The organism is Variovorax flavidus (assembly GCF_030317145.1).
Taxonomy (GTDB): domain Bacteria; phylum Pseudomonadota; class Gammaproteobacteria; order Burkholderiales; family Burkholderiaceae_C; genus Variovorax; species Variovorax flavidus.
Window position 1 is genome coordinate 1 of the sequence record NZ_JASZYE010000017.1, and the last position, 23768, is coordinate 23768.

Consider the following 23768-nt stretch of genomic DNA (forward strand, 5'->3'; position numbering starts at 1 on the left):
GCCGCGGATCGAGATCTGCAGGTCCTGCGCGAGGTTCTGGCGGTTCTGGATCTGCAGGCCCGGCACCGCGCTCAGGCCTTCGGAGAGCTGCGCCTGCAGCCGCATGTCGCGAATGTCCGAGCCTTCCACCCGGTCCACCGAGCCCGCCACGTCGAACACCGGCTCCACACCACGCGGCGTCGTGACCGTGACTTCGCCCAGGGTCGGCGCGGCCGTCTGCGCATGGACCGCGAATGAAGTGATAGCCAGCAGGCAGGCGCTTGAGAAGACGCTCCTTCTCATGAATGAAGCGCCATGGGAATGGCCAGCGGCTTCTGCCTGCGCACCAGCTTCATCGTCGCCGGACCGTTGCCCTTGGTCGTGGCCTTCATCGATTTGGCGGTGGCATCGATCGGATTGAAACGGTAGCTGATGTTGGGGCACTTGGGATCCACCGTCGAGGCGAAGACGGTGAACGAAAGGCCGAAGTCCGGGTGGGTGAGTTGCACCGTCAGCGGCAGCTTCTTGCCCTGGCAGACGGCGGGCATCTTGGAACGGCCCTTCTCGGTCCAGAAGCCGTCCCAGTCACGCAGGTCCAGCACGGCGCTGCCACCTTGGTCGAAGCGGACATTCCACACGCCGGCGAACACGGGCGCGTCGTCCTTTCTGTCGCTGCCATGGGAGGGAGCTTCTCTGTCGCCCTCGTCGCCGTTGATGTCTTCTTCATCGTGGGCGTGCTGTGCGAATACGGCGATGGGCAGGCACAAGGCCAGGAGCAGGAGGGATTTGCGCAGATTCAAAAGGGGCATGGTCGATCTCACAAGCGTTCTACAGTCGTTCTCTCAGTCAGAACATAGTTTCAAAAATGAAACGCGAACTTACGGGACGTGCCCGCTTACGTCAACGGGGACGATCCGGAGTCCACGAGGGGTTTTCCCTCGTGCGCATGAAATCAGAACATGGTTATGCTGAGCGGAACGAAGCGGAGCACCTGAAATCAGGCGCCCCGTTCACGGAGCAAGACATCCATTCATCCACCCAGCGGTCCATCGCCTTCAGAGGAGCTTTCATGAAAAACCTGTTCTTCCGCACCACCCTGTGCGCCGCCCTGCTCGCCTTCGGCGCCGCAGCGGCCAACGCTCAGGACATCAAGGAACGGACGATCAAGTTCGGCCACATCAACAACACCGACCACCCCGTGAGCCTGGGTGAACACAAGTTCGCCGAGCTGCTGGCCGCCAAGAGCGGCGGCAAGCTCAAGGTGCAGGAGTACCCGGCGTCACAGCTCGGCAACGAGTTCCAGCAGCAGTCGGCGCTGCAGGGTGGTGTGCAGGAAATGAGCACGCCGGCGACGACGTCGCTGGCCGGCATCGTGAAGGAGTTCGGCCTGATCGACTTCCCGTTCGCGGTGTCCAGCTTCGAGCAGGCCGACGCGCTGCTCGACGGCCCGCTCGGCCAGGCGCTGATCGCCAAGCTGCCCGAGAAGGGCCTGGTCGCGCTCGGCTACTGGGACCTGGGCTTCCGCAACGCGACCAACAGCAAGCGCCCCATCACCAAGGTCGAAGACTTCGAAGGCCTCAAGCTGCGCGTGATCCCCAACCCGGTGTTCCTCGAAGCCTTCAAGGCCTTCAAGGCCAACCCGGTGCCGCTGCCCTTCGCCGAGCTCTACAACGCGCTGGAGTCGAGGGCGGTGGATGGCCAGGAAAACCCCTTCTCGGTCATCGAGTCGAACAAGTTCTTCGAAGTGCAGAAGTACCTGAGCGGGACCAACCACGTCTACGCCGCCAACATCCTGCTGGTGAGCAAGAAGTTCTGGGACGGCCTGACGCCGACCGAGCAGCGCATCATGAAGGAAGCCGCCGATGAAGCGCGCGGCTACCAGCGCACCGTCAGCCGCGAAGCGGCGCAGAAGTCGCTGGCGAACCTCAAGACCAAGGGCATGGCCTACAACGATGTCGCGCCGGCCGAGACGGACCGCATGCGCTCACTCGTCAAGCCGGTGACTGACAAGTTCGCGGCCAGCTACGACCCCGCGATCGTGAAGCTCTACAACGACGAGCTGGCTCGCATCCGCGCCAGCGCCAAGTAACCGCTCAACGCTCACGCCGAGCGTGTTGAAGCGCGGCGCCCAGCAACGACCAGGCCCAGCCTGAGCGGGTGCGGGTGTCCCGCTTCACTGAATGACTTGGGGTGGGCATCCTGTCCCACCCTTTTCTATCCCAAAGTACTTTCTCCCATGACATCCACTCTCGCGCCGCTTTCGCCTGAAGAGCGCGGTGCCGACGAACTCTGGTTCGACCGCGTCCTGCGCCGCTACTGCCGATTCCTCGAGTACGCGATCGCCGCCTGCCTCGCGGGCATGGTGGCGCTGGTCTTCACCAACGTGATCCTGCGCTACGTGTTCAATTCGGGCCTCGACATCGCGGAAGAACTTTCGCGCTGGTTGTTCGTCTGGCTCACCTTCCTCGGCGCCGTGGTGGGCATGCACCGGCACGCCCACCTGGGCACCGAGGTGCTGGTCGGGCGCCTCGGCCCGGCCGGGCGCAAGGTCTGCCTTGTGATCGGCTATGCGCTGATGTTCATGGTCTGCTGGCAACTGTTCAGCGGCTCGTGGACGCAGACGGTCATCAACTGGGACGTCTCCGCGCCCACCACTGGTTGGTCCATGGCCTGGGTCTATGGCGTGGGCCTGGTCTTCAGCCTGTCCGCCGCGGTCATCCTCGCGGCCGACCTCTTCAAGCTGCTCACGGGTCGCGTCAGCGACGACGACCTGATCATCATCAAGGAATCGGAAGGCTGAAATGACTTTGCTGGTTTTTGTCGGCTCCCTGCTCGCCGCCATGGCGGTAGGCATCCCGATTTCCTTCGCCCTCCTGGTCTGCGGAGGCGCGCTGATGGCGTACCTGCACATGCTGGATCCGCAGATCCTCGCGCAGAACGTGATCAACGGCGCCAACAGCTACCCACTGCTGGCCGTGCCCTTCTTCCTGCTGGCCGGCGAGGTGATGAACGTGGGCGGCCTGTCCAAGCGCATCGTCAACGTGGCCATGGTCATGGTGGGGCATGTGCGTGGTGGCCTCGGCTACGTGTCGATCGTCGCCGCCTGTTTGCTGGCTGCACTCTCGGGCTCCGCGATCGCCGATGCGGCGGCGCTGTCGTACCTGCTGCTGCCCATGATGATGGCCGCCGGCCACGACAAGGCGCGCTCGGCCGGCCTGATCGCCGCGGCGGGCAGCATCGCACCGGTGTTCCCGCCGAGCATCGGCCTGGTGGTCTTCGGCGTCATCGCCAACGTCTCGATCGCCAAGCTGTTCTTCGCCGGGATCTTCCCGGGCCTGATGCTGGCCGCTTCGCTTTGGATCACGTGGGGCTGGCTGGCACGTCACGAGAAGATCGAGCCGCCGCCCAAGGCCAGCTGGGGAGAGCGCCTGCGCGCCATCCGCGAAGCGGCTTGGGCACTGGTGATGCCTTTCATCATCATCATCGGGCTGCGCATGGGCGTGTTCACGCCGACCGAGGCGGGCGTCGTGGCGGCGGTCTACGCCGTGATCGTGTCGACCTTCGTGTATCGCGAGTTCAAGTTCTCGCAGTTGCTCGAGGTGTTCATTTCGGCTGCGCGCACGACTGCGCTGATCATGTTCATCATCGCCGCGTCGGCCGTGAGCGCGTGGCTGATCACCGTCGCCAACATCCCGGGGCAGGTGGTGGGGCTGCTGAGCCCGCTACTCGACAGCCCGCGCCTGCTGATGGCCTGCGTCATGGTGATCGTCATGATCGTCGGCACGGCTCTCGACATGACGCCCACGATCCTGATCCTGAGCCCGGTGCTGATGCCGCTGATCAATGCCGCGGGCATCGATCCGGTCTACTTCGGCGTGCTGTTCATCATCAACAACGCCATCGGCCTCATCACGCCGCCGGTGGGCGTCGTGCTGAATACGGTGGCTGGCGTCGGCAAGGTCAGCATGGACTCGGTCACGCGCGGCGTGATGCCGTTCATGCTGGTGCTGTTCATCGTGATGTTCGCGATGGTGATGGTGCCGGAACTGGTGACGGTGCCGGCGCACTGGTTCTACAAATGAACCAGCGCCTGAGAGGCTGAGAGTCAATCGGGGCTCGATGTCAAGGTCGCCACCTGACATCACCCCTCCACCAAATGAGAGAACTGGACCGAAAGAACATGAAAAGATTGGTACTTGCGAACTCCATCGCCGCCATCCTGGCAACCTTTGCCCTTGTCGGCTGCGGAGGCGGGGGCGGAGGTGGCGAAGGAGGCGCCGTCCCGGCGAAGACGACCACGACTGAATCGGGCGCCGTGCAAGAGTCGCCGACGACTGCAAAAAGCCCTGTCCCCACGGAGGCCGCCGGCGCCGGCGTGACGCTGACACTGACGGATTGCGCACGGATCACCGGCAATCCGGTCCCCTCGCCTGCGATCACCGGCGCTGACATGCAGGAAGTCAACGACGTTCTTCTGAGCCAGGATGCCGCACACAGCTACGACCTGTTCAAGCGCTCACCTGCCGACGTGATGTGGTCGGTGCGAAGCTCTGGAAGGGCGGTGACGCTTGGCACGCTCGGAACCGGCGTCCATGAAACGAATCACGTCATCGATTTCGCCTTGTCGTCCATCTGCAGCGGAGACAGGTACTCGCGATTCCTTCTTGATGGGCAAGTTCATCTGACCGGCACGCGGATGGGCGACACCGAAAATCGCGTGATCGTGGACAGCACGTATCCGGCGGCGTTGAAGGTCTCGCGCTCTGTGCGCTTCGGCGCCTACATCACGGAGTCAGCTGGCAACTCGCGCAACGACTTTTCTTCGCTGCTGGAAGAACTCAATGCCCATGCAGGCGCTGCCGCTCTGGAAGCGGCGGTGCGTAGCAACCCTGAAATGGCCTATCTCTACCAAGAGAATGTCATGTCCGACGAAAACATCGGTGGCATGGTTGATTTCATGCTGTTCATGCAGCACTACCTGCTGGCAGCGAAGTCCAGTAGTCCGCTGACCTACTCGGCCATTCAAGGACAACCCGATACGCTCGCATTCATGCAGGTGCTCTGGACTCGGGCGGAGTCGGTGCTGGTGCGCGCGTACCCGCATTCGACCATTGCAACGGGCAAGGGCGGAACGGTCGTTCCCGCGGATGTTTTCGCGGAGATCTATTCGCCGCAGATGCTCTCTGAGTTGGATGCGCTCGGCATCACGCACAAGGTCGCGGCCGACTGGGTCGGCACTTATCTCCATTAGGACTGGGTCGCTGGGGCTGGACACGCCCCAGCCAGTGATCCGGCTCCTGAAGGTCGAATCGAAGACCGGCAGGCAATCGGCTGAAGGCCCGCCACAGCGGCCGGCAGCGGACGTTCGGGCCCTTCGGTTTCGCCTTTAGCGAGTCATGACGCGCGATAGAGTCTTCTGTGGCAGGTAGGCGCCGGCCGCGCGCAGGCGCAGTACCAAGTTCTCCGTGTCGAGGTCGCAAGCCGGCTGCCCGGTTTCCAGTGCCTGGGCGGCGGCTGTTCCCGCGGCCTGCCCCATCATGTAGGCGGCGCTCTGCGCCCGGATCGAGCCGTGCACCTTGGTATCGCTCGAATGACAGCGGCCGGCCACCCACAAGTTCTGCGACTGGCGCGGAACGATGATGCTGTAGGGAATACCGACGCTGGCACCCCGGCCGAGATTGTCCTCACCGTGAAAGTCCTTCATGAATCTTTCGTATTCCTGCACCGACGTATCGGTGGGATGCACGTCGGTCGGCCGGTTGTAAACCGCGATCTGATCCGGAAACTGCTTTCGAGCGCGGAAGTCGTCGATGGTGAGTTCGAATTCGCCGACGATGCGCCGCGAATCGCGCACACCCATCACCGATGCCGTCGTGAGCAACTCAAGATCCTCGCAGCCGGGGACATACTTGCGATAGAACTCCAGGTACTCCACAGCCAGCCTGCGGCCCTGCACCATGCCATCCGACAGGCTGCGGTTCGACAATGGATTCAGATTGAACACGTGACCCGCGTTGAGCGTCGCAGTTCGCTCCCCGATCTTGTTCATGCCCGGCATGAATCTGTCCGGCTGCGAGAACTGCTCGTCCTCGATCGCGCGCGGAAGCCACTCGGACTTGGTTCGATTCTTCACCGCGTCGATGCCGCGCCAGTCGCTTCCATACGCCGGGTGCGACCAGTGCATGCCGCCCACCAGAGAGCACAAGGTGCTCGGAGCCACCGTATCGGTGTCGCGCAGGACGACCTTGCACTCGACGCCGGCGAGCGCGCAGAGCGCCGCATCGCCGGTGGCGTCGACGAAGGCCCTCCCCTTCACATAGCTGAGCCCCTCGACGTTGCTCAGCACCACCCCGTTCACCCGGCCCGCACTCACATCCGCATCGATCACCCGCGTGAAGAAGCGCAGCTCGACGCCAGCGGACAGCGCCAGGTCATCGAGGATGCGCTTGAGGTGCTCGGGCTTGAAAGGCACCCACCGGTTGAGCTGGTTGTGCAGAAACTCCTGCACCACATGCGGCCCGAACGCACCCTGCGACCACATCGTGTCCAGCAGTTCCTTCATGACTCCCCCGACCAGCATCCGCTCGCCGTCCGAGACGGGGCCGAACGACGCGACCAGACCGGAAGTTCCCATCCCGCCCAGGCATCCGGTGGCTTCGACCAGCAAGGTCTTCAGGCCGAGGCGCGCACCGCACACCGCGGCCGCGGTGCCGGCCGGTCCGCCGCCCGCCACGATCAAGTCGAACTCGTCGCCAGAAGGGATCTGGCGGTTCAGTGAATACGTCATCAAGAAATCCAGTTGTTGCGTTTGGGGGAGCGAACTCAGTTGCCGGATCGGGTGAGCGGCTTCGTGATCTCGGCGAAGCGCTTCATCTCGTCCTGGATGAATGTCCTGAACTCGGCCGGTCCCATGGGAGACACGTCGATCCCCATCTCCGCCATCGCCTTGGCGACCTCGGGTGCCGACAGCACGGCGAGCAGGTCGGCTGCGATCTGGTCCAGCAACCTGTGCGGCAACCCGGCGGGCGCAGCGAAGCCGGCCCAGTTGACCGCCTCATAGCCCGGCAGGGTCTCCGCGATGGCGGGCCACTGCGGGTACAGGTCGCTCCGGCGCCGGCTGGTGACGCCGAGCACCTTGAGCTGGCCGGACTTGACGAAGGTCTCGGCCGAACTTGCCACGGAGAAGCCCAGCGGGAGCTGGCCTCCGATGATGTCCGTGTACATCTTGGACGCGCCGTTGTACGGAACGTGCGTCAGCTGAATGCCGGCCATGTGGTTGAGCATCTCGCCAGCAAGCTGCGCGGAGGTGCCGATGCCGTTCGACCCGAACTGGAACTTGCCCGGATGCGGCTTCGCGAGGGCGATGAGTTCCTTGACGTCGTTCGCCGGAAAGCTGCTTTCTGCGACCAGGGCCACGGTGTAGTAGCCGACGCGCGCCACGGGCTGGAGATCCTTGAGGGTGTCGTAGGGCAGATCCTTGCGCTGGACCGCATTGATCGTGAGCGAACTGCCCAGCAGGCCGAGCGTGTAGCCATCTGGTGCCGCTCTTGCGGTCGCCAGCGTGCCGATGACCACGCCGCCTCCGGGACGGTTCTCGATCACCACCGGTTGCTTCCAACCTGCCTGAAGGTGCTCACCGAAGATGCGCGCCAGGCGGTCCGCCGCGCCGCCCGGTGGCTGCGGCAAGAGGATTTTCACCGGCCTGCTCGGGAACGCATCGGCCCATGCGCTGCCCACAACAAGGTTGCCTGCCAATGCGGTGACCGCCTTCAACACGGATCGTCGCGTGAATGGCGACGGGGCGAGTCTCATTGGTGTCTCCTGTCTTTGTTCGCGCTGCCAGGACCTGATTGTTCGGGGTATCAACGGGGGAGACAAATGAAAAGACACAATCATCCATTAACCTTTGGTTATGTCCTCGATCCAAGGATTAACCCATGAACCTCCGGCACATGGAAGTATTCCGGGCCGTGATGCTGACGGGCAGCGTCAACGGGGCCGCCGAGTTGCTGCACGTCTCCCAGCCCGCCATCAGCAAGATGCTCGCGCAGGCTGCGCGCCTGTCAGGGCTTGCGCTCTTCGAGCGAGTCAAGGGCAGGCTGATGCCGACGCCCGAAGCACACACCCTCTACACCGAAATCGAAACCGCCTGGAGAAGCGTCGAACGGGTGAAGGAACTCTCCCGAAGTCTTGTCAATCCTGAAGCGGGCACCTTGCGCCTCGCCGTGACGGCCAGCATTGCGCCCTACCTCGCACCGCAAGCCGTGGCTCGTCTCTACGAGCAGTTCCCGAGCCTCCAGGTTCATGTGGAAATCCTGGTGGCGCCGATCATGGTGGATGCGCTTCTGGACCACTCGGCCGACGTGGGTGTCGCGGTGTTGCCCAACGAGCATCCCAACCTTGTGACGGTGAAGAAGTACGACTGCGGGCTGGTCTGCGTCATGCGCAAGGACCACCCGCTGGCGCGAAAGCGAGGCATCCGCCCTGCCGATCTCGCCGATCACCGGGTCATCAGTTCTTCTGCGAGCACGCCCTATGGCCAGAGCCTGCGAAGGGCCTACGGAGAAGCCGCGGGCCGCCTGAAACTCGACCTGGAGGTGCGTTCATCGACCGCTGCATGCTGGTTCGCGCAGTCGGGCGCCGGAATCGCGCTCGTGGATACCGCGGCTGTTGCGGGCACATCGTTCTCGGGCCTGGCGGTCAAGCCCTTCGTCAATGAAGAGCGACTGGAAGTCCGGGTGATCCGCAATCGCTACCGTCCGATGTCAGTCGTGCAGCAGCATTTCTGTACAGCGTTCGACAAGGTCTGGCGCACGGCATTCCCTCGTCGGCGCTGAATGTTGACGCCCTTCGGCGTCGGACCGGGCAGGCGCGCTGGCCGCCAGGGCCTCGGCAGCCGCTGTCGTGGAGCCCCCGGGGGCCATGAGGGCCCGCCCTTTCCACTCCACTTCATCCAAATGGATGAAGAACACCACGCCATCGACTACTAGAGTGCCCGCGGAGAAGACGGAGTCTCCGGTGTCGAACAAGAAGATGGGTGGAAAATGAAACCAACAACCTATAGCGTCAGCACGTCGGCCATCGGGGGGCCAGGCATTGCACTGGCACCTGGACAAGAGGAAGCCGGAACACTGGTCGCAAGCGCGCGCGCGTGGACCGTGCGCGGCCTCTCTGTGCGGTTGGCCATCACTGCGGAGGACAGGCGGCAGTTGATCGAGTTGCGCACTGCGGTGTACCGCGGTGTTGGCAAGCACCAGGCAGACAGCCCGATGGAGGACGCCTTCGATGCTGGCGCGATTCTCATCGGCGTGCGCGATGGCGACCGGCTGATCGCCTGCGTTCGAGTTCTTGCGCGCACGCCCGGACAGGAGTGGGAGCACGACCGCTTCGTCGAGTGGGGGGCGAAGTACCCGCCAAAGGAGGATCTTGTGGAGATCTCCAGGCTGTGCTGTCGCGCCCACGACCGGTCCTGGCGAACGCTTCAGGCCGTGTTCCATGGAATCATCCGAGCGCTCGGTCCGGTGGGGCGACGCTACTTCGTTGGGTGCTGCACCAGCGAACTCAGAAGCGGGTACGACAGGATGTTCTCATTGGCGTTCACCGACGACGCCATCCTTCACGCCGACCTCGGCCCGAAGCTCCACCACATGTTCGTCTGCGACTATCACTACGGACTGACGGGCCGTGGCATCACCTTGCTCGTTTGGTCCAGCCTGTGGGCGCGCCTTGGGCTCATTGGTCTGCTGAAGGGTGAGCTTCTTTCCTGGGAGCCTGCCTGGAAGCGCGGTCTGCTGGTTGTTCGCTGCGCGGCCGGGTCCGCACTGGCACCGCTTGCGACTTGGATCATCGAGCGGTCCAGGGTGCAACGTCGCTTCTTCGCGGGACGGCGGCCATGACGATGATTGCGTTGGATGGGGTGAGCGATCCCGAACTACTCCGCTTCGCCGTGATCCTCCTGAGCGCGTGCGCGTTCTTCTTCTCGATGGGGCTGGTTTCCCTGTTCTTCTTCAACGTCGATGACGTGCAAGCGCGGAGGGGGAAGCGATTCATTTCGATCGTGGGCGCCACCGCGATGGGAACGACGATCGCGGCGTTCCTGCAGGAGAGCGATTGGCCACTCTGGTCGACTGTCGTCGCGCTGACGTTCTATGCCTATGCGCTGCTGATGTTCTGGTGGACCTACCTTACGAACAGATCGACGCCATTCGATTTCGCCTTCTCCGGACGTTCGCCGATGGGCCTTACGCGTGCCGGGCCATACAACGCGATCCGACACCCGTTCTATTCCTCCTACATCGCAGGATGGCTGGCCGGCGCAATCGCCGCACCAAACCTCGCAACGCTGACCGTCTTCCTGTTGATGACTTCTGTCTACGTGACGGCGGCGTTCCGCGAGGAAGCGGCTTTCAGGCGTAGCGAGCTCTGCGACGACTATGCCGAGTTCGCCGCAGAGACCGGCCTCTTCTGGCCGAGCGCAAGTGGCGTCATGCGGATCCTTGCGCAGGTGCCACGATGATCTCGCTTCGCGATCTGCGAGGAGCATTGCCGGTCGACAGCGGGAGGGTTTCAGTCGTGGGTGCAGGCATCCTCCTGGCATGCTTCGCGAGCTATTGCGTCGCGTTTGCCGCCTTGGTGACTGCCGAGAACGTCTGGCTCAAGCTATTCCTCGCCGTTGTCACCGGCTCTTCTATCGGCGTCCTCTTCGTGGCCGGGCACGATGCCTCTCACGGCAGCCTGACCCGTAGTGAAGTCGCCAATCGCTGGCTTGCACGGCTGGCCTTCCTGCCGAGCGCGATGCCGAATGAGACTTGGGACAGCGAGCACAATCGCCAGCACCACAGCTGGACGAACCTCACGACCAAGGACCCGGGATATGTCCCGCTCTCGCCGGAACAGTATCGTCAGCTCAATCCTTGGCAGCGAATCTGGCGTCGTGCAAGTTTCACGCTTCCTGGCATTGGATTGGCCTACATCGCTCTCTGGTGGGAAGGCGGTATCCGGATCAATCCGACCCGGCGTGACCAGATTCGCAGCATGCCGAGCTATGCGCTCGAGTGCGTGTTGATAGCGGCGTTTCTTGGCTTGCAGGTGGCCGTGGTCGTGGCATATGGGGCATGGTCCTCCCGTGGCCTGGGCGCCTTCGCCGCCGAGGCCTTGCTATGCATCGCATTGCCGTTTTACGTCTGGTGCTGGGTGATGGCATTCGTCACCATACTGCACCACACGCATCCCAGGATCAGGTGGTTCGACAGCGAAGAAGAATGGCTCAAGGCGCCACGGCAATTCACGAGCACGGTCCATGTGTCCTGGCCGAAGTGGTTCAGCGTTGCGTTTCTGTGGATCTTCTCGCACCCGGCACACCACGCGGACAAGAGAATTCCAATGTATCGGCTCGATGTTGCGCAACATAAGCTGCAGGAGGGTTTTCCTGAGCACGCGCTGGTCGAGCGAGGAACATTTCTTCATGTTGTGCGCGTCCTGAAACTCTGCAGGCTCTACGACTATCGCGCTCACCGGTGGCTGGACTGGGATGGAAGGCCTACGACCGAAAGCCTCATCTCGACGGGATCTGCAGAAGCAACCTGACAAGTTCGGCCTGTCGATGCGTCTGGGTCTTCTCGAATACCGTGCGCAACTGCGATCGCACGGTGGCCATCGAGACTCCCACTTGCGCCGCATACTCCTCCGGGCTTCTGCCTTCAGCCATTGCGATGGCCACCGCGGCTTCCCTTGCAGACAGGCCGAAGGTTTCATGAAGGATCCTCGGGGTGAGATCCACCGGCGCATCGCGCATCTGGGCAGTGATCAGGATGTCCGCACTGGCGAGATAGATGCCAAGCCCCGAAGGTCGCTCCAACCTGACGATCCTGAGGAGGCAGGCGTCTTGTCCACTGAGCTGACCCGACAACGCGAGGTGTTCCGCGCAGCCGGTATCCATCACCCGCTTGATCGCAAGGCGCAACGTGTTCGCATTGTCTGGGAGGCGGGCGGTTAGAACCCCGTGTTCGAGCGTCAATGAATCGCGCCGCGCGAGAAGTGCTTCGGCAGCCGGATTCATGTGGACGATTCGCCTGAAGGAATCCAGGCCGATGAGCGCAAAGACCGAGGAGTCGGAGAGGTGCGCGCCCAGTCGCAGGAATTCCGTGTGAGCCCACAGATCGCAAGCCTTGCTGGCGTGGGCCATGACGCGGCGAGCGGTTTTGACGTCCTCCTCGGAGAAGGCACCAGGGCGATCCGTGCTTCGCAGAAGCGCGAGGGCGGTCTCATGATCGTGGTTGCTCAGGGTCTTCGTCCCCATCAGATACCTGTGCCCGCTTGGGATCAGGAAGTCCTGGTAGAACTCGCTACGCGTAACGTACGCATCTGGGAACAGTTCCTGACACAGGAATAGCTGTCCGACCGGGGCGGTTTCTGCGAATTCTCTTCGTGGGTCGATGCTGCCGTAGTAAGCGGAGTATTTTTCGCCTTCCTTGACGAAATCCGGATTCGAGAACAGGTTGAAATCGGTTTGAAAACGGGCCTTGTTCCACCCCAGGAAATGGAATGAGTCAGCATTCACGAGCGGCATGATGGCCGAGAGCGCCTCACGCCAGCGCTCTGGATTCACCGCAGCCTGATAGAGGCCAAAAATGGCCTCGACCTCCTTAGCCTGGTCACTCATCGGTGGTTCCCTCCGGGGCGCGCCGGCATTCGTGGCCGGTCGCATTGGTGAGCGCTGTGCGCAGGACCCCTTACGGGGCCCCGCCTCCTCCAAGTTGTGCACTTTTGTGCTACACAAGCCGCAATTCTTTACAAATCGTGCGAGGTTGCCAAGGGGGTCTTGGATCGCTTCGTTCGAACTGGTGCTGTTCCGCCACACGTGTCGGGGATCTCGTTTCGACATTCGAAGGCATGGTCCGCCTCCAACGTGCCCTCCGGGGCCGGCGTGAGTCGAGCCCAGAACGCCGTAGACTGCCTGCTGAAGACCTTGCTGCACGCAAGCCACAAAGCAAGCAGGTTCCCATCACTCTGCTGCTCGGGCACTGCGCCTGAAATCAAACTGAACTTGCACTGCGATCTTCGAATCTCTATGCCGACCGAAAACCAAAGCTCGGTCAGTCACCATCTCTGACCCCCTGAACACCCATGCAACCCAAGACCTTCTCCATCCTTCCGGTCGTCTTCGCAATCGCCGCGGGCGCTCTGGTTCCCCATTCGGTGTCCTTCGCGGCCTCCCCCGCCAGCAAGCATGCAACCCAAAAGAAGCCCACGGCCGACGCGCCTGCCCCCGCGCCGCTCGCTGGACAGACCGCTGTTGCCGGCGGGGCGCCGGCGATCGCTGCCAAGGCATGGTTGCTGATGGACTTCGACTCTGGCGAGGTGCTCGCCTCGGCCAACCCCGACGAACCGCTGCCGCCGGCGTCGCTGACCAAGATGATGACCAGTTTCCTGGTCGAACAGGCACTCCGTTCGGGCAAGCTCAAGAAGGACGACCTTGTCTCGGTCAGTCAGAACGCCTGGTGCCGTGGCTCGAGCACCGAGTCATGCATGTACCTGCCGCTGAACAGCCAGGCCACGGTGGTCGACATCCTGCGCGGCATCATCGTCCAGTCGGGCAATGACGCGTCCAAGGCAATCGCCGAGCATATGGCCGGCTCCGAAGAGGGCTTTGCCAAGCTCATGAATGCCGAAGCCAAGCGCCTCGGGATGACGCACACGAATTTTGTGAACGCCACGGGCCTGCCCGACCCGGAGCACAAGGCGTCTGCGCGGGATCTCGCGATTCTGGCGCGTGCAATCATCCGCGACAGTTCCGACTACTACCCGATCTACGCCGAGCGCGAATTCAAGTTCAACGGCATCAAGCAGGGAAATCGCAATGCCCTGCTCTACACCGATCCAACGGTTGACGGATTGAAGACGGGCCACACCCAGGAGGCCGGCTACTGTCTCGTCACTTCGTCCAAACGCAACGGGATGCGCCTGATCACGGTGATCCTCAACACCAACAGCGCGCAGGCCCGTGCCGACCAGACGCGTACGTTGCTCGGGTGGGGCTTCGGCAACTTCGAGAAGGCCACCCCCATTCAGCCGAACACAGTCGTCACGACGGCCAAGGTCAACTTTGGCAAGGTCGATACTGTTGCCGCGGGCCTGGGGGCGCCATGGACGGTGACGGTGCCACGGGGCCAGCAAGTGCGCACCTCCGTGCAGGTCAAGCCAGACCTGGAGGCGCCGGTGACCAAGGGTGCGGTGATCGGCAAGGTGATCGCGGAGTCGAACGGCAAGCCGGTAGGAGAAACGCCGCTGATCGCGCAGGCCGACGTGGAGCGCGCAGGGTTCATGCTGCGCACGTGGCAGCGCGTGACCAAGTTGTTTGGCAAGTGAACGAAGTGTTCGCCGCTTGTGTGGGTTGATGCATTTGCATGCTGCTAGCATTGCAATTGCAACTGTGATATGTTGTGCATATGACCACTGCCCATCCTGTCGCAACGTCCGTCGCCAGCGTCATGGCCAAGGCCTTCGAAGGCGTGTTCGTCCATGCCTTCTCCAACGGGGAGGGCGATCCCCGGGGAGTCGGAACGCGGTTCTTCCACGTTAGCGAAACGGCCTGGGGGCTGAATCGCGGCGTGGCTGCGCACTACGCGTCCTGGAGTATCCCTGCGCGCTTCCTGGACGAGTGGTTCGAGGCTTCCCGCCTTCCCCGAAAAAAGGACCTCCTGACAGCCCTCTGCGTGAACGCATCGACGCTTTCGCGCACGCGCCCCGAGACGCCCCTGGAGCCCGGCGTCACCGAGCGGCTGTTCCGCCAGTCGGATCTGTTGGTGCGCGCGGCCGAAGTGTTTGGCGATCAGGGCTCGACCTGGATGACCAAGCCTCATCCCCTGCTCGAGGGGAAGACGCCCATCGAATTCGCAACGAACGAATACGGCGGCGAGAAGGTCCGCGCGATTCTGAACGCGATCGAATACGGGGGCGTTGTTTGACCCTGTCGGTCTGGCGCATCTGCACGACCAAGGGCTTGGGGCGCGATCAACTCAGCTTCGGCTCGACGCTATCGCCGGGGCGGTGGCACCTGCCGCCACCGGCCGGCCAGCCCGTGGTCTACGCCGGCGGCAGTCGGGCGATTTGCCAGTTGGAGAAGCGTGTCCACTGCAATGGCGTGAAGCCGAACGGCCAAGCCCTGATCCGCCTCGATCTGCCCGACGGCGCAGTCCTGGCGAACGTTCGCGAGGGCTTCTCTCTCCCCGCGGACTGGATCGCCCAGGAGGCGCGCACCCAATCCATCGGCGTTGCCTGGCGAAAGGCAGGAGAGTCGCTCGGCCTTTGGGTTCCATCGGCCGTCGAGCCGAGCGAGAGCAACATCATCCTGAACCCCGATCACCCGATGTTCCGGCAGGTGGTGGTCACGATCGAGCGCAATCCGTTCGAGTTTGACGACCGCATGTTCCCCTGATCCGCCATTTCCTGTGAACGCGCCCGACACGACACTTCACAAGGAGGGCGGTGTCCTGAGCTGCCTCGCAAGTGCTTGCAATTGCTCGAACGCGCCAAATCGGCAGCGGTGCACTGCGGCGATCGTTCCGTCTTGAGGGTGAAAGGTCCTCCCGACCCGCGACATCCCTGCCATCGCCTCCCCGACGCTCGCGTAGGCGCCGGCCGCCACGCTGCCGAGCATGGCCGCGCCGAGGAGCACCGGCTCTTCGGCGTCTGTGGCCAGCACCGCCTTGCCGGTTGCATCGGCGAGCAGTTGGCGCACCAGGTCGAGCCGCCCTGCCCCGCCGCTGATCATGATCCGCTCGATCGGCGCGCCGGCCGCCTTCTGAGCATCGATGATCTGGCGAAGCCCATAGGCGATACCGCAGACGCCAGCGATGTAGAGGGCGACCAGGCTGTCCAGGTCGTTGTCCATGCCGAGGCCCGCGATCACCGCTCTCGCCTGCGGATCCGCCATGGGAGCGCGATTTCCGAGGAACTCGGGAACGACGTGAAGGCCCTCGGCCAGATTGACGACGTGCGAAAGCGACTCGCTTCGTCGTGCGGCAAGCCCGGCCAACATGGCTGGCAAGGACTGGCCTTCATCCAGGGCTTGCTGGCCAGCTTCGGCGGCCAGAGGATGCATGGAGAGCAGCTGGTCGATGGCGGCACCGGCGACCGATTGACCGCCCTCGTTCAGCCATGTCTGCGGCACCATCGCCGAGAAATACGGACCCCACACGCCTGGCACGAACACCGGCTGACGGGTTGTCGTCATCGTGCAGGAGGAGGTGCCGAAGACATAGGCCAGCGATGTGAAAGGGTCGCCGTCGACGCCCACGGTGCCGATGCCGCCCGCATGCGCATCGATGACGCCGGCGGCGACGGCTGTGCCCGCCCGCAGGCCCAGTTCAGCCGCGGCGTGCTCCGTCAGGCCACTGCCGAGCGGCGTGCCCGGTGCCACGACGTTCTGGCCGATGCGCTTGAATCCTTCGTCGGCCAGGATGTCGAGTCCGACGGCGCGGAAAAAGGTGGGATCCCATCGCGCCTCATGCGCGAGGTAAGTCCATTTGCAGGTGACCGTGCAAGTCGAGCGGGACAGATCGCCGCTGGCGCGCCAGGTGAGGAAATCGGTCAGGTCCATGAATTGCCATGCATCCGCAAAGACCTGGGGCCTGTTCTCGAGCAGCCAAAGCAGCTTCGGTGTCTCCATTTCCGGTGAGATGCGGCCGCCGACATACTTCAGCACGTCGTGCCCTGTGGCGTTGATCCGGTCGGCTTGCGCCACGGCACGGTGGTCCATCCAGACCACGATGTTGCGCGCGGTCTCTCCGCTCGGCCCGACCGGCAGTGGCCGCCCGCCGTCGCCGAGCACGACCAGCGAGCAGGTCGCGTCGAAGCCGATGGCGACGACCTGCTCGGGCAGGATGGCCGCCTGTGCCACGGCGCGATGGACGGCCGTGCAGACCGCGGTCCAGATCTCGTCGCTCGACTGTTCGACGATCGAACCGGGGGCATGGAACAAGGTGATTTCCTGCTTCGCGGATGCCAGCATGCGCCCGGCCAGGTCGAAGACGCCTGCCCGGGCGCTGCCGGTTCCCACGTCGACGCCGATCACATAGCGGTTCGGGATTGCGCCTGTCGGTTGGTTCATCGGAGATCGACGCCGTTGGGAAGGATGACTCGGTTCTGGAGCTGACCTGCGCGGGCTCTACCGCGACGAGTTCCGCAGCTGTTCCGTCGCCACGCCCAGCGCGGTGACCACGATGATGAGGACGCCCCAGATTGCAAGCGTGAGAAAGGGGCTGAAGTCCAGCAGGTTGAAGGCCGACGAAATCACTTGCAGCAGGATCAGCGCCATCAGCAGCCCGCCCACCCTGCCGGCGCCGCCGAGCGGGTCAATGCCACCAAGCACAGCCGCAAGAATGGTCACCAGAAGGTAGCTCTCCCCATACGCGGCGTTGGCAGAATTGAAACGAGCCATCATCACCAGCGCGGCCACGAACGCCAGCAGGCTCGACAGCACATACACACCCAGCAGAACGCGCCGGGTATCCACACCGGAATAGCGCGTTGCCTTCTCGCTCGAACCGATCATGTAGACCTTGTAGCCGAACGGGCTCTTGTTGAGCAGCACCGCAATCGGCACGCACAGCGCGAGGAAGACGAGCAGCGCCACCGGGATGCCGGCGAGGGTGCCATTGCCAATGAAGACGATCGGCTCGGGAAAGCCGGAGATGACGTTGCCGCGCGTGAGCCCGATGGAAAGGCCCTTGCACATCGTCATGGTGCCGAGCGTGGCAAGGATCGGCGACACGCCGAGATAAGCGATGACGAAGCCGTTGATCAGGCCGACGACGAGCGCGACGCCGACGCCCGCGACGATAGCAATCACCTGCCACCCGCCCCACATGAATCCGTGCGCACCGGGCACCTGCGTGGTCAGCACCCAGGCCATCGTCAGCGCGCAGAGATTGGCCGTCGCGATGATCGACAGGTTGAGGCCGCCCGACAGCAGAGCGACCATCATGGCCAGGGACAGGATGCCCAGCTCTGGCAGCTGGAACGCCATCGACTGCAATGCACCCACGGCGAAGAAGCGGTCCCCCAGCGAGAGCCAGAAGACGCCGACCATCGCCAGCAGCACGAGCGACAGCATCGGCACTGTGCCGCCGCGCAGGAGGCGATGCAGCAGCAGCGTCAATTGATGGCCTTTGCGGTTCGGCGCCTGCGTTCGGACCACGCCGTCATCGACACTGCGACAAGAATCGTGAGGCCCACGAACCACTGGCTCCAGTAAGACGACACCCCTACCAGCACAAGTCCGTTCTGCAGGATTGCCAGCAAAGCCACGCCCAGGATCGCACCCATCACGGTGCCCACGCCGCCCGTGAGACTCGCGCCCCCGAGCACCACCGCCGCCAGCACGTCGAGCTCCTTGCCAACCAGCACCGTCGGCGTCACCGATTGCGCAAGCTGCGCCTGAACCAGAGAGGCAAGCCCGGCGACGAAGCCGAGGTAGCCGTAGACCAGCAAGTTGAGGCGAAAGACATGGAATCCGAGCCGCTGTGCCGCGTCCTTGTTGCCCCCCATGGCGTAGATCTGCCGCCCGATGTTGGTTCGATTGAGAAGGATCCACGTGACGCCGAAGGCCACTGCCAGCATCAGGATCTGCAATGTGAGCGCGTAGGGCACGCCACTGGAGTCCTCGTACTCGAACCAGGAGATGCCGTCGCGAAAGAACTTCGGCAAGGAAGTGATGTATTTCCCGCCGGTGGAAAAGATCAGGAGGCCGTAGAAGATGTTCAGCGTCGCGATCGACACGATGATGGAAGAGATCCGCAGCTTGGTGATGAAGATGGCATTGATGAGCCCGCAGCCGACGCCGACAGCGCCGGCAATGACGAACAGCGCGATCCACCCGAGGCCATAGCGGATGCCCACTGTCAGCGCAACGTACTGCGCGACCGAGGCGGTCGCGGTGAACGAGATGTCGATGCCGCCGGAGATGAGCACCACCAGCAGCCCGGCCGCCATGATGCCGACGAAGGCGTTGGAAGTGAGCAGGTCGAAGAGGTTCTGCGCGGTGAGGAAGCTGTCGGTGGCCACGGACAGCGCGGCCGACAACACCACAATCACTGCCAGCAGCCAGAACTCGTGGCTGTGTCGAAAGCGCCGCAGCGCCGCGCTAGGCATCGACCACCGCCTGCAACGCCTCTTCCGTCGATTCGTGCGGCACGCACTCGCCGGCCAACCGGCCGCGGCGCATGACCAGCACACGGTGCGCGTGATAGAACACTTCGGGGATCTCATCCGAGATCAGCAGGATCGCGACGCCTTGGGCGGCGAGCGCGCGCACAACCTCGTAGATGCCGTCCTTGGCCGCTATGTCGACACCGACGGTCGGGCTGTCGAGGATCAACAGCTTCGGCCGCGTCGCCATCCACTTGGCCAGCACCACGCGCTGCTGGTTGCCGCCAGACAGGGTGCGCACGGCGTTCTCCGGACTGGGCGCCTTGATCGCCAGCTCATCGATCCATTGCCGAGTCGTGCGCTGGCGCCTTGCTTCGGGCACAAGACCGAATCCGTTGGTCAGCTTGCCCAGAACGGTGATGAGGATGTTGGCGGAAATCGGCTGCTCCAGCACCAGGCCAAGGTTGAGCCGGTCTTCGGAGACGTACGCGATGCCTTCCTCGATGGCCTGCGCGTTGGTCTTGAGCGCGAGCGGCTTGTCGTGGAGGCGGATCTCGCCGGCCGTCGGTTGATTCATCCCGAACAGCGACAGCGCGAACTCGGTTCGACCGGAACCCAGCAGGCCCGTGAGTCCGACGATCTCGCCGGCACGGATGTCGAGGTTGATGTCGTGGTACTGCCCGGCGCGTGACAGGTGGCGCACGGAGAGCACTTTTTCCGAGCGGTTGGAATCCGTCGCGGACGTTCTGTACGCAAACGCCTTTCCGGTCATCAGGGTGGCGAGCTTGCGATCGTCCATCTCGGCTGCCGGAAACTCGCCGACCTTGGCGCCATCGCGCAGCACCGTGACGCGCTCCGCGATCTCCATCACCTCATTCAGACGGTGCGAGACGAAGACGATGCAAATGCCGGCCCGCTTCAGGTCAGCGACGAGCCGCACGAGCGCTTCGACCTCGTGGCGAGACAGCGAGGCGGTCGGCTCGTCCATGATGACGAGCCTGGCGTCGGCCGCCATCGCGCGACAGATCGCAACCAGTTGCCGGTTCGCAATCGACAGGTCTTCCACGCGCGCATCGATGTCGAGCGATGCGCCGATGCGCGCGATCGCCGCCTGGGCGGTGCTGCGCAGGCGGTGCCAGTTCACCATCTGTGGCGCGCCCAGGTGGCTGGCAATGGCGATGTTTTCGGCCACCGTCAAGTTCGGGAACAGCGACAGATCCTGATAGATCACCTGGATGCCGTTGGCCGTCGACTGGACCGGGTTCAAGTGCGGATATTCGCGTCCTTCGATGACGATGCGGCCACCCGGCTCGGGACGAAGCACGCCCGAGATGATCTTGATCAGTGTCGACTTGCCCGATCCGTTTTCACCGACCAGGCAGTGCACCTCGCCGGCGCGCAATGTCAGGTCGACATTGCGCAGCGCGACGACCCCGCCGAAGTGCCTGGAAATCGCCTGCAGTTCGAGGAAGTTCGCCAAGCCTCAGAGCCCGCCCGCCATCAGGCCCGCGATGGTCTCGTTGTTGATGCGCATGATCTTGTCGACCTTGATCAGCTTGCCGGGCACGTCGACTGCCGCCTTGCCCAGGCCAGGGATCTCGACGCCGTCCTTGATCGGCTTGCCGTCGAGCATCAGCCGCGCCACGGCGACCATCGCATAGCCGGCATCCGTCGGGTTCCATAGGAATCCCTCGCGAATGATGCCGTCGGCGATCAGATCCTTGGCCTGCGACGGCAGCACGGTGCCGACAACGGCGATCTTCTTGCCGAGCCGTTTCTCGCGCACCGCATTGCCTGCGCCGATGGGGCCATTGGAGCCGAAGCCGAGGATTCCACCCAGATTCGGATAGGCCTTGATCACGTCGAGCGTGGTCTTGTACGCACTGTCGATCTCGTCCGCACCGGGGAACCGGTCGGCCGCAAGCTTCATCTTCGGATAGTGCTTCTTCTGGTATTCGATCGCCGCGTCGGCCCACTTGTTGTGAAGCGGCGTGGTCAGCGTGCCGACGTAGACCACGTACTGACCCGATTCACCCATGTCCTTGGCAAGGCGCTGCATCTGCACCTCGCCGAACACAACCGAGTCGATGAGTTCAACGTTCCAGTCGCGCCCCTCCTGCTCGGGGCCCTCGTGCGTGATGACCTTGATGCCCGCAGCCTGCGCACGCTTGAGCACCGGCTCGCAAACCTTGACGTCGAGCGGCACAAGCCCGATGACGGTCACCTTCTTCGCGATCTGGTCTTCGAGCAGCTTCACCTGCTGCGCCGGATCGACGTTGGCCGGGCCGACCATGGTGGCGTCGACACTGAAGTCCTTCGCGCCTTTCAGGATGCCTTTTTCAACGGCGTTGAACCAGGGGATGCCGGCGATCTTGACCACCGTGACCATCGTCGGGTTCGCGGCAAAAACGAAGCCGCTTGGCAGGCCGGTTGCACCAGCCATGGCCACGCTCCCCAATGCCTTGAGAGTCTTGCGTCTGTTCACTGGATGTCTCCATGTTGTCCCGCTCGTGGCGGATTCTGTTGTCCTCCCAGGTAGAACGCGAAGCTGGCCGATGCTAATCCGCTGACCGCGAAATGACAACGTGAGTGGGGCCGAGCGGACGGCTCAGTCGGTCGGCGCAGCGGAATCGAGCAGCCCGGCGGACTTGAGGTCGTGCCAGAGGCCAGCCGGGACGGTCCGGTCGGCATCGGTTGCGTTGGCCTCGACCTCCGCGGGCTCCACGCCGCCCAGCACTACCGACACCACAGCGGGGTGGGCCAGCGCGAACTGAAGAGCGGCGCGCCGGATCGAAGTCCCGTGGGCCGCGCAGATCGCTTCGATCTTTCGCACGCGCTCCAGGATGTCTTCCGGCGCCGGGGCGTACTCGAATTTCGCGCCCTGGATGGCGCCTGTGGCCAGGATGCCGGAATTGAAAACGCCCGCCAGCATGACGCCCATCTTCTTCTCCAGCGCGAGTGGCAGAAACTCGCTGAGCCCATTCTGGATGAGGAGCGAATAGCGGCCAGCCATCATGGCGAGATCGAAATCGCCGGCGCGCGCGAACCTCACGCAGGTGTCGGCCTCGTTGATGCCGAATCCGATCGCGGCGACAGTCTTTTCGCTGCGCAACTTGTCGAGTGCACGGTATGCGCCGTCCATGGCCTCCGCGAAGCGACGCTCCGCGTCCTTGCCGTGCGTCCATACATCGCAGTCGTGGATGAGCAGCACATCCAGCCGGTCCAGGCCCATGCGCAGCAGCGACTGCTCGACCGAGCGCATCGTGCCGTCGTAAGAGTAGTCAAAGCGCGCGGCGTGCGGATAGCCGCCGGCGAATCCGGGCGAATACACGTCCGGGTTTCGCGGCGGCGGCTTGGTGAAGGGGTCCATCACCCGCCCGATCTTGGTCGAGACGATGAGTTCGTTTCGCGGCGCGTATCGCAAGCCCGCGCCGATGCGGGACTCGGACAGCCCATTGCCATAGTGCGGCGATGTGTCAAACACACGGACACCGCATTCGAAGGCGCGCTCGACGGTGGCGATGCACGTTTTCTCGTCGAGCAGCTGGTAGAGGTCACCCATCGGCGCCGTGCCCAGTCCGATGACCGAGAACGCCAGGTCCGTCCCATTGCGGGTCTTGAAGGTGCGGGACTTCATGCCGTCTCCTCGTCAGAGTGATTGCGGGCCTGAGCATAGCGACAGTTGTGCTGGACGCAAGGGCGCAGTAGAACCCTGCCTGGCACGACCTCACCGAAGGATGGGAACACCATGACGAACAAGCTCGGCGTCCATGCGTTGGTGTGGGTCGGTGGCTGGAGCCACGACGAATGCGAGCGCGCGATCGCGCAGACGGCGGAGCTCGGCTTCGACCTGATCGAGATACCGGCGCTTGACCCCTCGTCCATCGACACCACGTTCACGCGCCGGATGCTGGATCGCTACCACTTGGGCACGACGCTGTCGCTGGGCCTCGATGACTCCACTGACATCTCCAGTGGCGACCCCGCAAAGCAGGCGCGCGGCGAGGCACGCTTGATGGAGGTGCTCCGGGTGGCGGGAGACATTGGCGCCACCCACGTGTGCGGCATCCTGTACTCCGCGTTTCAGAAGTATTTCGAACCACCTACCCCGACCGGCATCGCGGGCTCGGTTGAGGTGCTGCGTCGCGTCGGCGAGAAGGCGGCGCAGCACGGCATCACCATCGGACTGGAGGTGGTCAACCGTTATGAGAGCAACGTGCTCAACACGGCGGCACAGGCGGTCGCGTTTGCTCGGCGCGTGGGCTTGCCGAACGTCAAGGTGCACCTGGACACCTATCACATGAATATCGAGGAGTCCGACCTCGAATCGGCGTTGATCGATACGGGCGAGATGCTTGGCTACTTCCACATCGGCGAGTCCGGCCGCGGCTACCTCGGCGCCGGAAACATCGATTTCGACCGCGTCTTTCGCGGGCTCGTCAAGGCGGGCTATGAGGGGCCGATCACCTTCGAATCGTTCTCGTCGGCAGTGGTCAACAAGCAGTTGCAAGGCATCCTTGGCATCTGGCGCAACCTGTGGGAAGACGGCGCCGATCTCGCGCGACATGCGAAGGGGACCATCGAGCACGGGTTGAAGGCCGCGCGGGAGGCGCACGCGCGCTCGACGCTGCCGTGATGCC

22 protein-coding genes and 1 pseudogene are annotated in these 23768 nt (G+C 63.6%); 12 read left to right on the forward strand and 11 right to left on the reverse strand.

The window, feature by feature from the left end; genetic code table 11:
- Together QTH90_RS30580 and QTH90_RS30585 are read right to left on the reverse strand one after the other, a co-directional pair.
- Positions 1 to 282, reverse strand: a pseudogene (locus QTH90_RS30580) (TonB-dependent siderophore receptor); the annotation flags it as partial.
- On the reverse strand, positions 279 to 788 hold the full coding sequence (locus QTH90_RS30585) for a hypothetical protein (protein WP_286668347.1): 510 nt from the start codon (positions 786 to 788) through the stop codon (positions 279 to 281). The pseudogene QTH90_RS30580 and the gene QTH90_RS30585, both read right to left, overlap by 4 nt.
- Before the next feature lie 260 nt (positions 789 to 1048).
- On the opposite strand from QTH90_RS30585, the gene QTH90_RS30590 reads away from it, so the two are divergent.
- The 4 genes from QTH90_RS30590 to QTH90_RS30605 all read left to right on the forward strand — a co-directional run bounded on the left by QTH90_RS30590 (position 1049) and on the right by QTH90_RS30605 (position 5230).
- Positions 1049 to 2068 carry a TRAP transporter substrate-binding protein gene (locus QTH90_RS30590; RefSeq protein ID WP_286668348.1) on the forward strand — a complete coding sequence of 340 codons (1020 nt, stop codon included), beginning with the start codon at positions 1049 to 1051 and terminating at the stop codon, positions 2066 to 2068.
- 147 nt (positions 2069 to 2215) lie between these two features.
- A complete protein-coding gene (locus tag QTH90_RS30595) occupies positions 2216 to 2779 on the forward strand; it encodes a TRAP transporter small permease (RefSeq protein ID WP_286668349.1) in 564 nt (187 codons plus the stop codon).
- Between the two features lies 1 nt (position 2780).
- Positions 2781 to 4061 carry a TRAP transporter large permease gene (locus tag QTH90_RS30600; RefSeq protein ID WP_286668350.1) on the forward strand — a complete coding sequence of 427 codons (1281 nt, stop codon included), beginning with the start codon at positions 2781 to 2783 and terminating at the stop codon, positions 4059 to 4061.
- Between the two features lie 98 nt (positions 4062 to 4159).
- Positions 4160 to 5230: a hypothetical protein gene (locus tag QTH90_RS30605; RefSeq protein WP_286668351.1), complete on the forward strand. Its 1071-nt coding sequence runs from the start codon at positions 4160 to 4162 to the stop codon at positions 5228 to 5230.
- 135 nt (positions 5231 to 5365) lie between these two features.
- Here QTH90_RS30605 and QTH90_RS30610 read toward each other — a convergent pair whose 3' ends face one another.
- Together QTH90_RS30610 and QTH90_RS30615 are read right to left on the reverse strand one after the other, a co-directional pair.
- Positions 5366 to 6766 carry an FAD-dependent oxidoreductase gene (locus tag QTH90_RS30610; protein WP_286668352.1) on the reverse strand — a complete coding sequence of 467 codons (1401 nt, stop codon included), beginning with the start codon at positions 6764 to 6766 and terminating at the stop codon, positions 5366 to 5368.
- Between the two features lie 35 nt (positions 6767 to 6801).
- Entirely contained in the window at positions 6802 to 7791 is a 990-nt protein-coding gene (locus QTH90_RS30615; RefSeq protein WP_286668353.1) for a Bug family tripartite tricarboxylate transporter substrate binding protein, read from the reverse strand.
- A 125-nt stretch (positions 7792 to 7916) separates the two neighbouring features.
- On the opposite strand from QTH90_RS30615, the gene QTH90_RS30620 reads away from it, so the two are divergent.
- The 4 genes from QTH90_RS30620 to QTH90_RS30635 all read left to right on the forward strand — a co-directional run bounded on the left by QTH90_RS30620 (position 7917) and on the right by QTH90_RS30635 (position 11565).
- The gene (locus QTH90_RS30620; protein ID WP_286668354.1) at positions 7917 to 8816 is read left to right on the forward strand and encodes a LysR substrate-binding domain-containing protein; all 900 of its coding nucleotides are present in this window, start codon (positions 7917 to 7919) and stop codon (positions 8814 to 8816) included.
- A gap of 207 nt (positions 8817 to 9023) precedes the next feature.
- Complete coding sequence (locus QTH90_RS30625) at positions 9024 to 9875, forward strand: GNAT family N-acyltransferase (RefSeq protein ID WP_286668355.1); 852 nt, start codon at positions 9024 to 9026, stop codon at positions 9873 to 9875.
- Entirely contained in the window at positions 9872 to 10495 is a 624-nt protein-coding gene (locus tag QTH90_RS30630) for a methyltransferase family protein (RefSeq protein ID WP_286668356.1), read from the forward strand. Before QTH90_RS30625 ends, QTH90_RS30630 begins: the two co-directional genes overlap by 4 nt.
- Positions 10492 to 11565, forward strand: coding sequence for a fatty acid desaturase (locus tag QTH90_RS30635; protein WP_286668357.1), 1074 nt, complete (start codon positions 10492 to 10494; stop codon positions 11563 to 11565). The genes QTH90_RS30630 and QTH90_RS30635 overlap by 4 nt, the downstream gene beginning before the upstream one ends.
- Here QTH90_RS30635 and QTH90_RS30640 read toward each other — a convergent pair.
- On the reverse strand, positions 11534 to 12640 hold the full coding sequence (locus tag QTH90_RS30640; RefSeq protein WP_286668358.1) for a helix-turn-helix transcriptional regulator: 1107 nt from the start codon (positions 12638 to 12640) through the stop codon (positions 11534 to 11536). The two genes, QTH90_RS30635 and QTH90_RS30640, sit on opposite strands and share 32 nt — an antisense overlap.
- Before the next feature lie 464 nt (positions 12641 to 13104).
- Here QTH90_RS30640 and QTH90_RS30645 point away from each other — a divergent pair, with 464 nt between their 5' ends.
- The 3 genes from QTH90_RS30645 to QTH90_RS30655 all read left to right on the forward strand — a co-directional run bounded on the left by QTH90_RS30645 (position 13105) and on the right by QTH90_RS30655 (position 15415).
- Entirely contained in the window at positions 13105 to 14346 is a 1242-nt protein-coding gene (locus QTH90_RS30645; protein WP_286668359.1) for a D-alanyl-D-alanine carboxypeptidase family protein, read from the forward strand.
- Positions 14347 to 14426: 80 nt separating this feature from the next.
- The gene (locus QTH90_RS30650) at positions 14427 to 14945 is read left to right on the forward strand and encodes an antitoxin Xre/MbcA/ParS toxin-binding domain-containing protein (RefSeq protein WP_286668360.1); all 519 of its coding nucleotides are present in this window, start codon (positions 14427 to 14429) and stop codon (positions 14943 to 14945) included.
- A complete protein-coding gene (locus QTH90_RS30655) occupies positions 14942 to 15415 on the forward strand; it encodes an RES family NAD+ phosphorylase (protein WP_286668361.1) in 474 nt (157 codons plus the stop codon). Before QTH90_RS30650 ends, QTH90_RS30655 begins: the two co-directional genes overlap by 4 nt.
- A 36-nt stretch (positions 15416 to 15451) precedes the next feature.
- Here the strand turns inward: QTH90_RS30655 and QTH90_RS30660 are convergent, their stop codons facing one another.
- The 6 genes from QTH90_RS30660 to QTH90_RS30685 all read right to left on the reverse strand — a co-directional run bounded on the left by QTH90_RS30660 (position 15452) and on the right by QTH90_RS30685 (position 22765).
- On the reverse strand, positions 15452 to 17089 hold the full coding sequence (locus tag QTH90_RS30660) for an FGGY-family carbohydrate kinase (protein ID WP_286668362.1): 1638 nt from the start codon (positions 17087 to 17089) through the stop codon (positions 15452 to 15454).
- Positions 17090 to 17146: 57 nt separating this feature from the next.
- The gene (locus QTH90_RS30665; RefSeq protein ID WP_286668367.1) at positions 17147 to 18139 is read right to left on the reverse strand and encodes an ABC transporter permease; all 993 of its coding nucleotides are present in this window, start codon (positions 18137 to 18139) and stop codon (positions 17147 to 17149) included.
- Positions 18136 to 19131, reverse strand: a complete 996-nt coding sequence (locus QTH90_RS30670; protein WP_286668368.1) for an ABC transporter permease — start codon at positions 19129 to 19131, stop codon at positions 18136 to 18138. The genes QTH90_RS30665 and QTH90_RS30670 overlap by 4 nt, the downstream gene beginning before the upstream one ends.
- Positions 19124 to 20608 carry a sugar ABC transporter ATP-binding protein gene (locus QTH90_RS30675; RefSeq protein ID WP_286668369.1) on the reverse strand — a complete coding sequence of 495 codons (1485 nt, stop codon included), beginning with the start codon at positions 20606 to 20608 and terminating at the stop codon, positions 19124 to 19126. The genes QTH90_RS30670 and QTH90_RS30675 overlap by 8 nt, the downstream gene beginning before the upstream one ends.
- Before the next feature lie 3 nt (positions 20609 to 20611).
- Positions 20612 to 21613 (reverse strand): autoinducer 2 ABC transporter substrate-binding protein, encoded by a 1002-nt coding sequence (locus QTH90_RS30680; protein ID WP_286668370.1) that lies wholly within the window; start codon positions 21611 to 21613, stop codon positions 20612 to 20614.
- 123 nt (positions 21614 to 21736) lie between these two features.
- Positions 21737 to 22765, reverse strand: a complete 1029-nt coding sequence (locus QTH90_RS30685) for an aldo/keto reductase (RefSeq protein WP_286668371.1) — start codon at positions 22763 to 22765, stop codon at positions 21737 to 21739.
- Positions 22766 to 22876: 111 nt separating this feature from the next.
- On the opposite strand from QTH90_RS30685, the gene QTH90_RS30690 reads away from it, so the two are divergent.
- On the forward strand, positions 22877 to 23764 hold the full coding sequence (locus QTH90_RS30690) for a sugar phosphate isomerase/epimerase family protein (RefSeq protein ID WP_286668372.1): 888 nt from the start codon (positions 22877 to 22879) through the stop codon (positions 23762 to 23764).
- Positions 23765 to 23768: the final 4 nt, after the last annotated feature.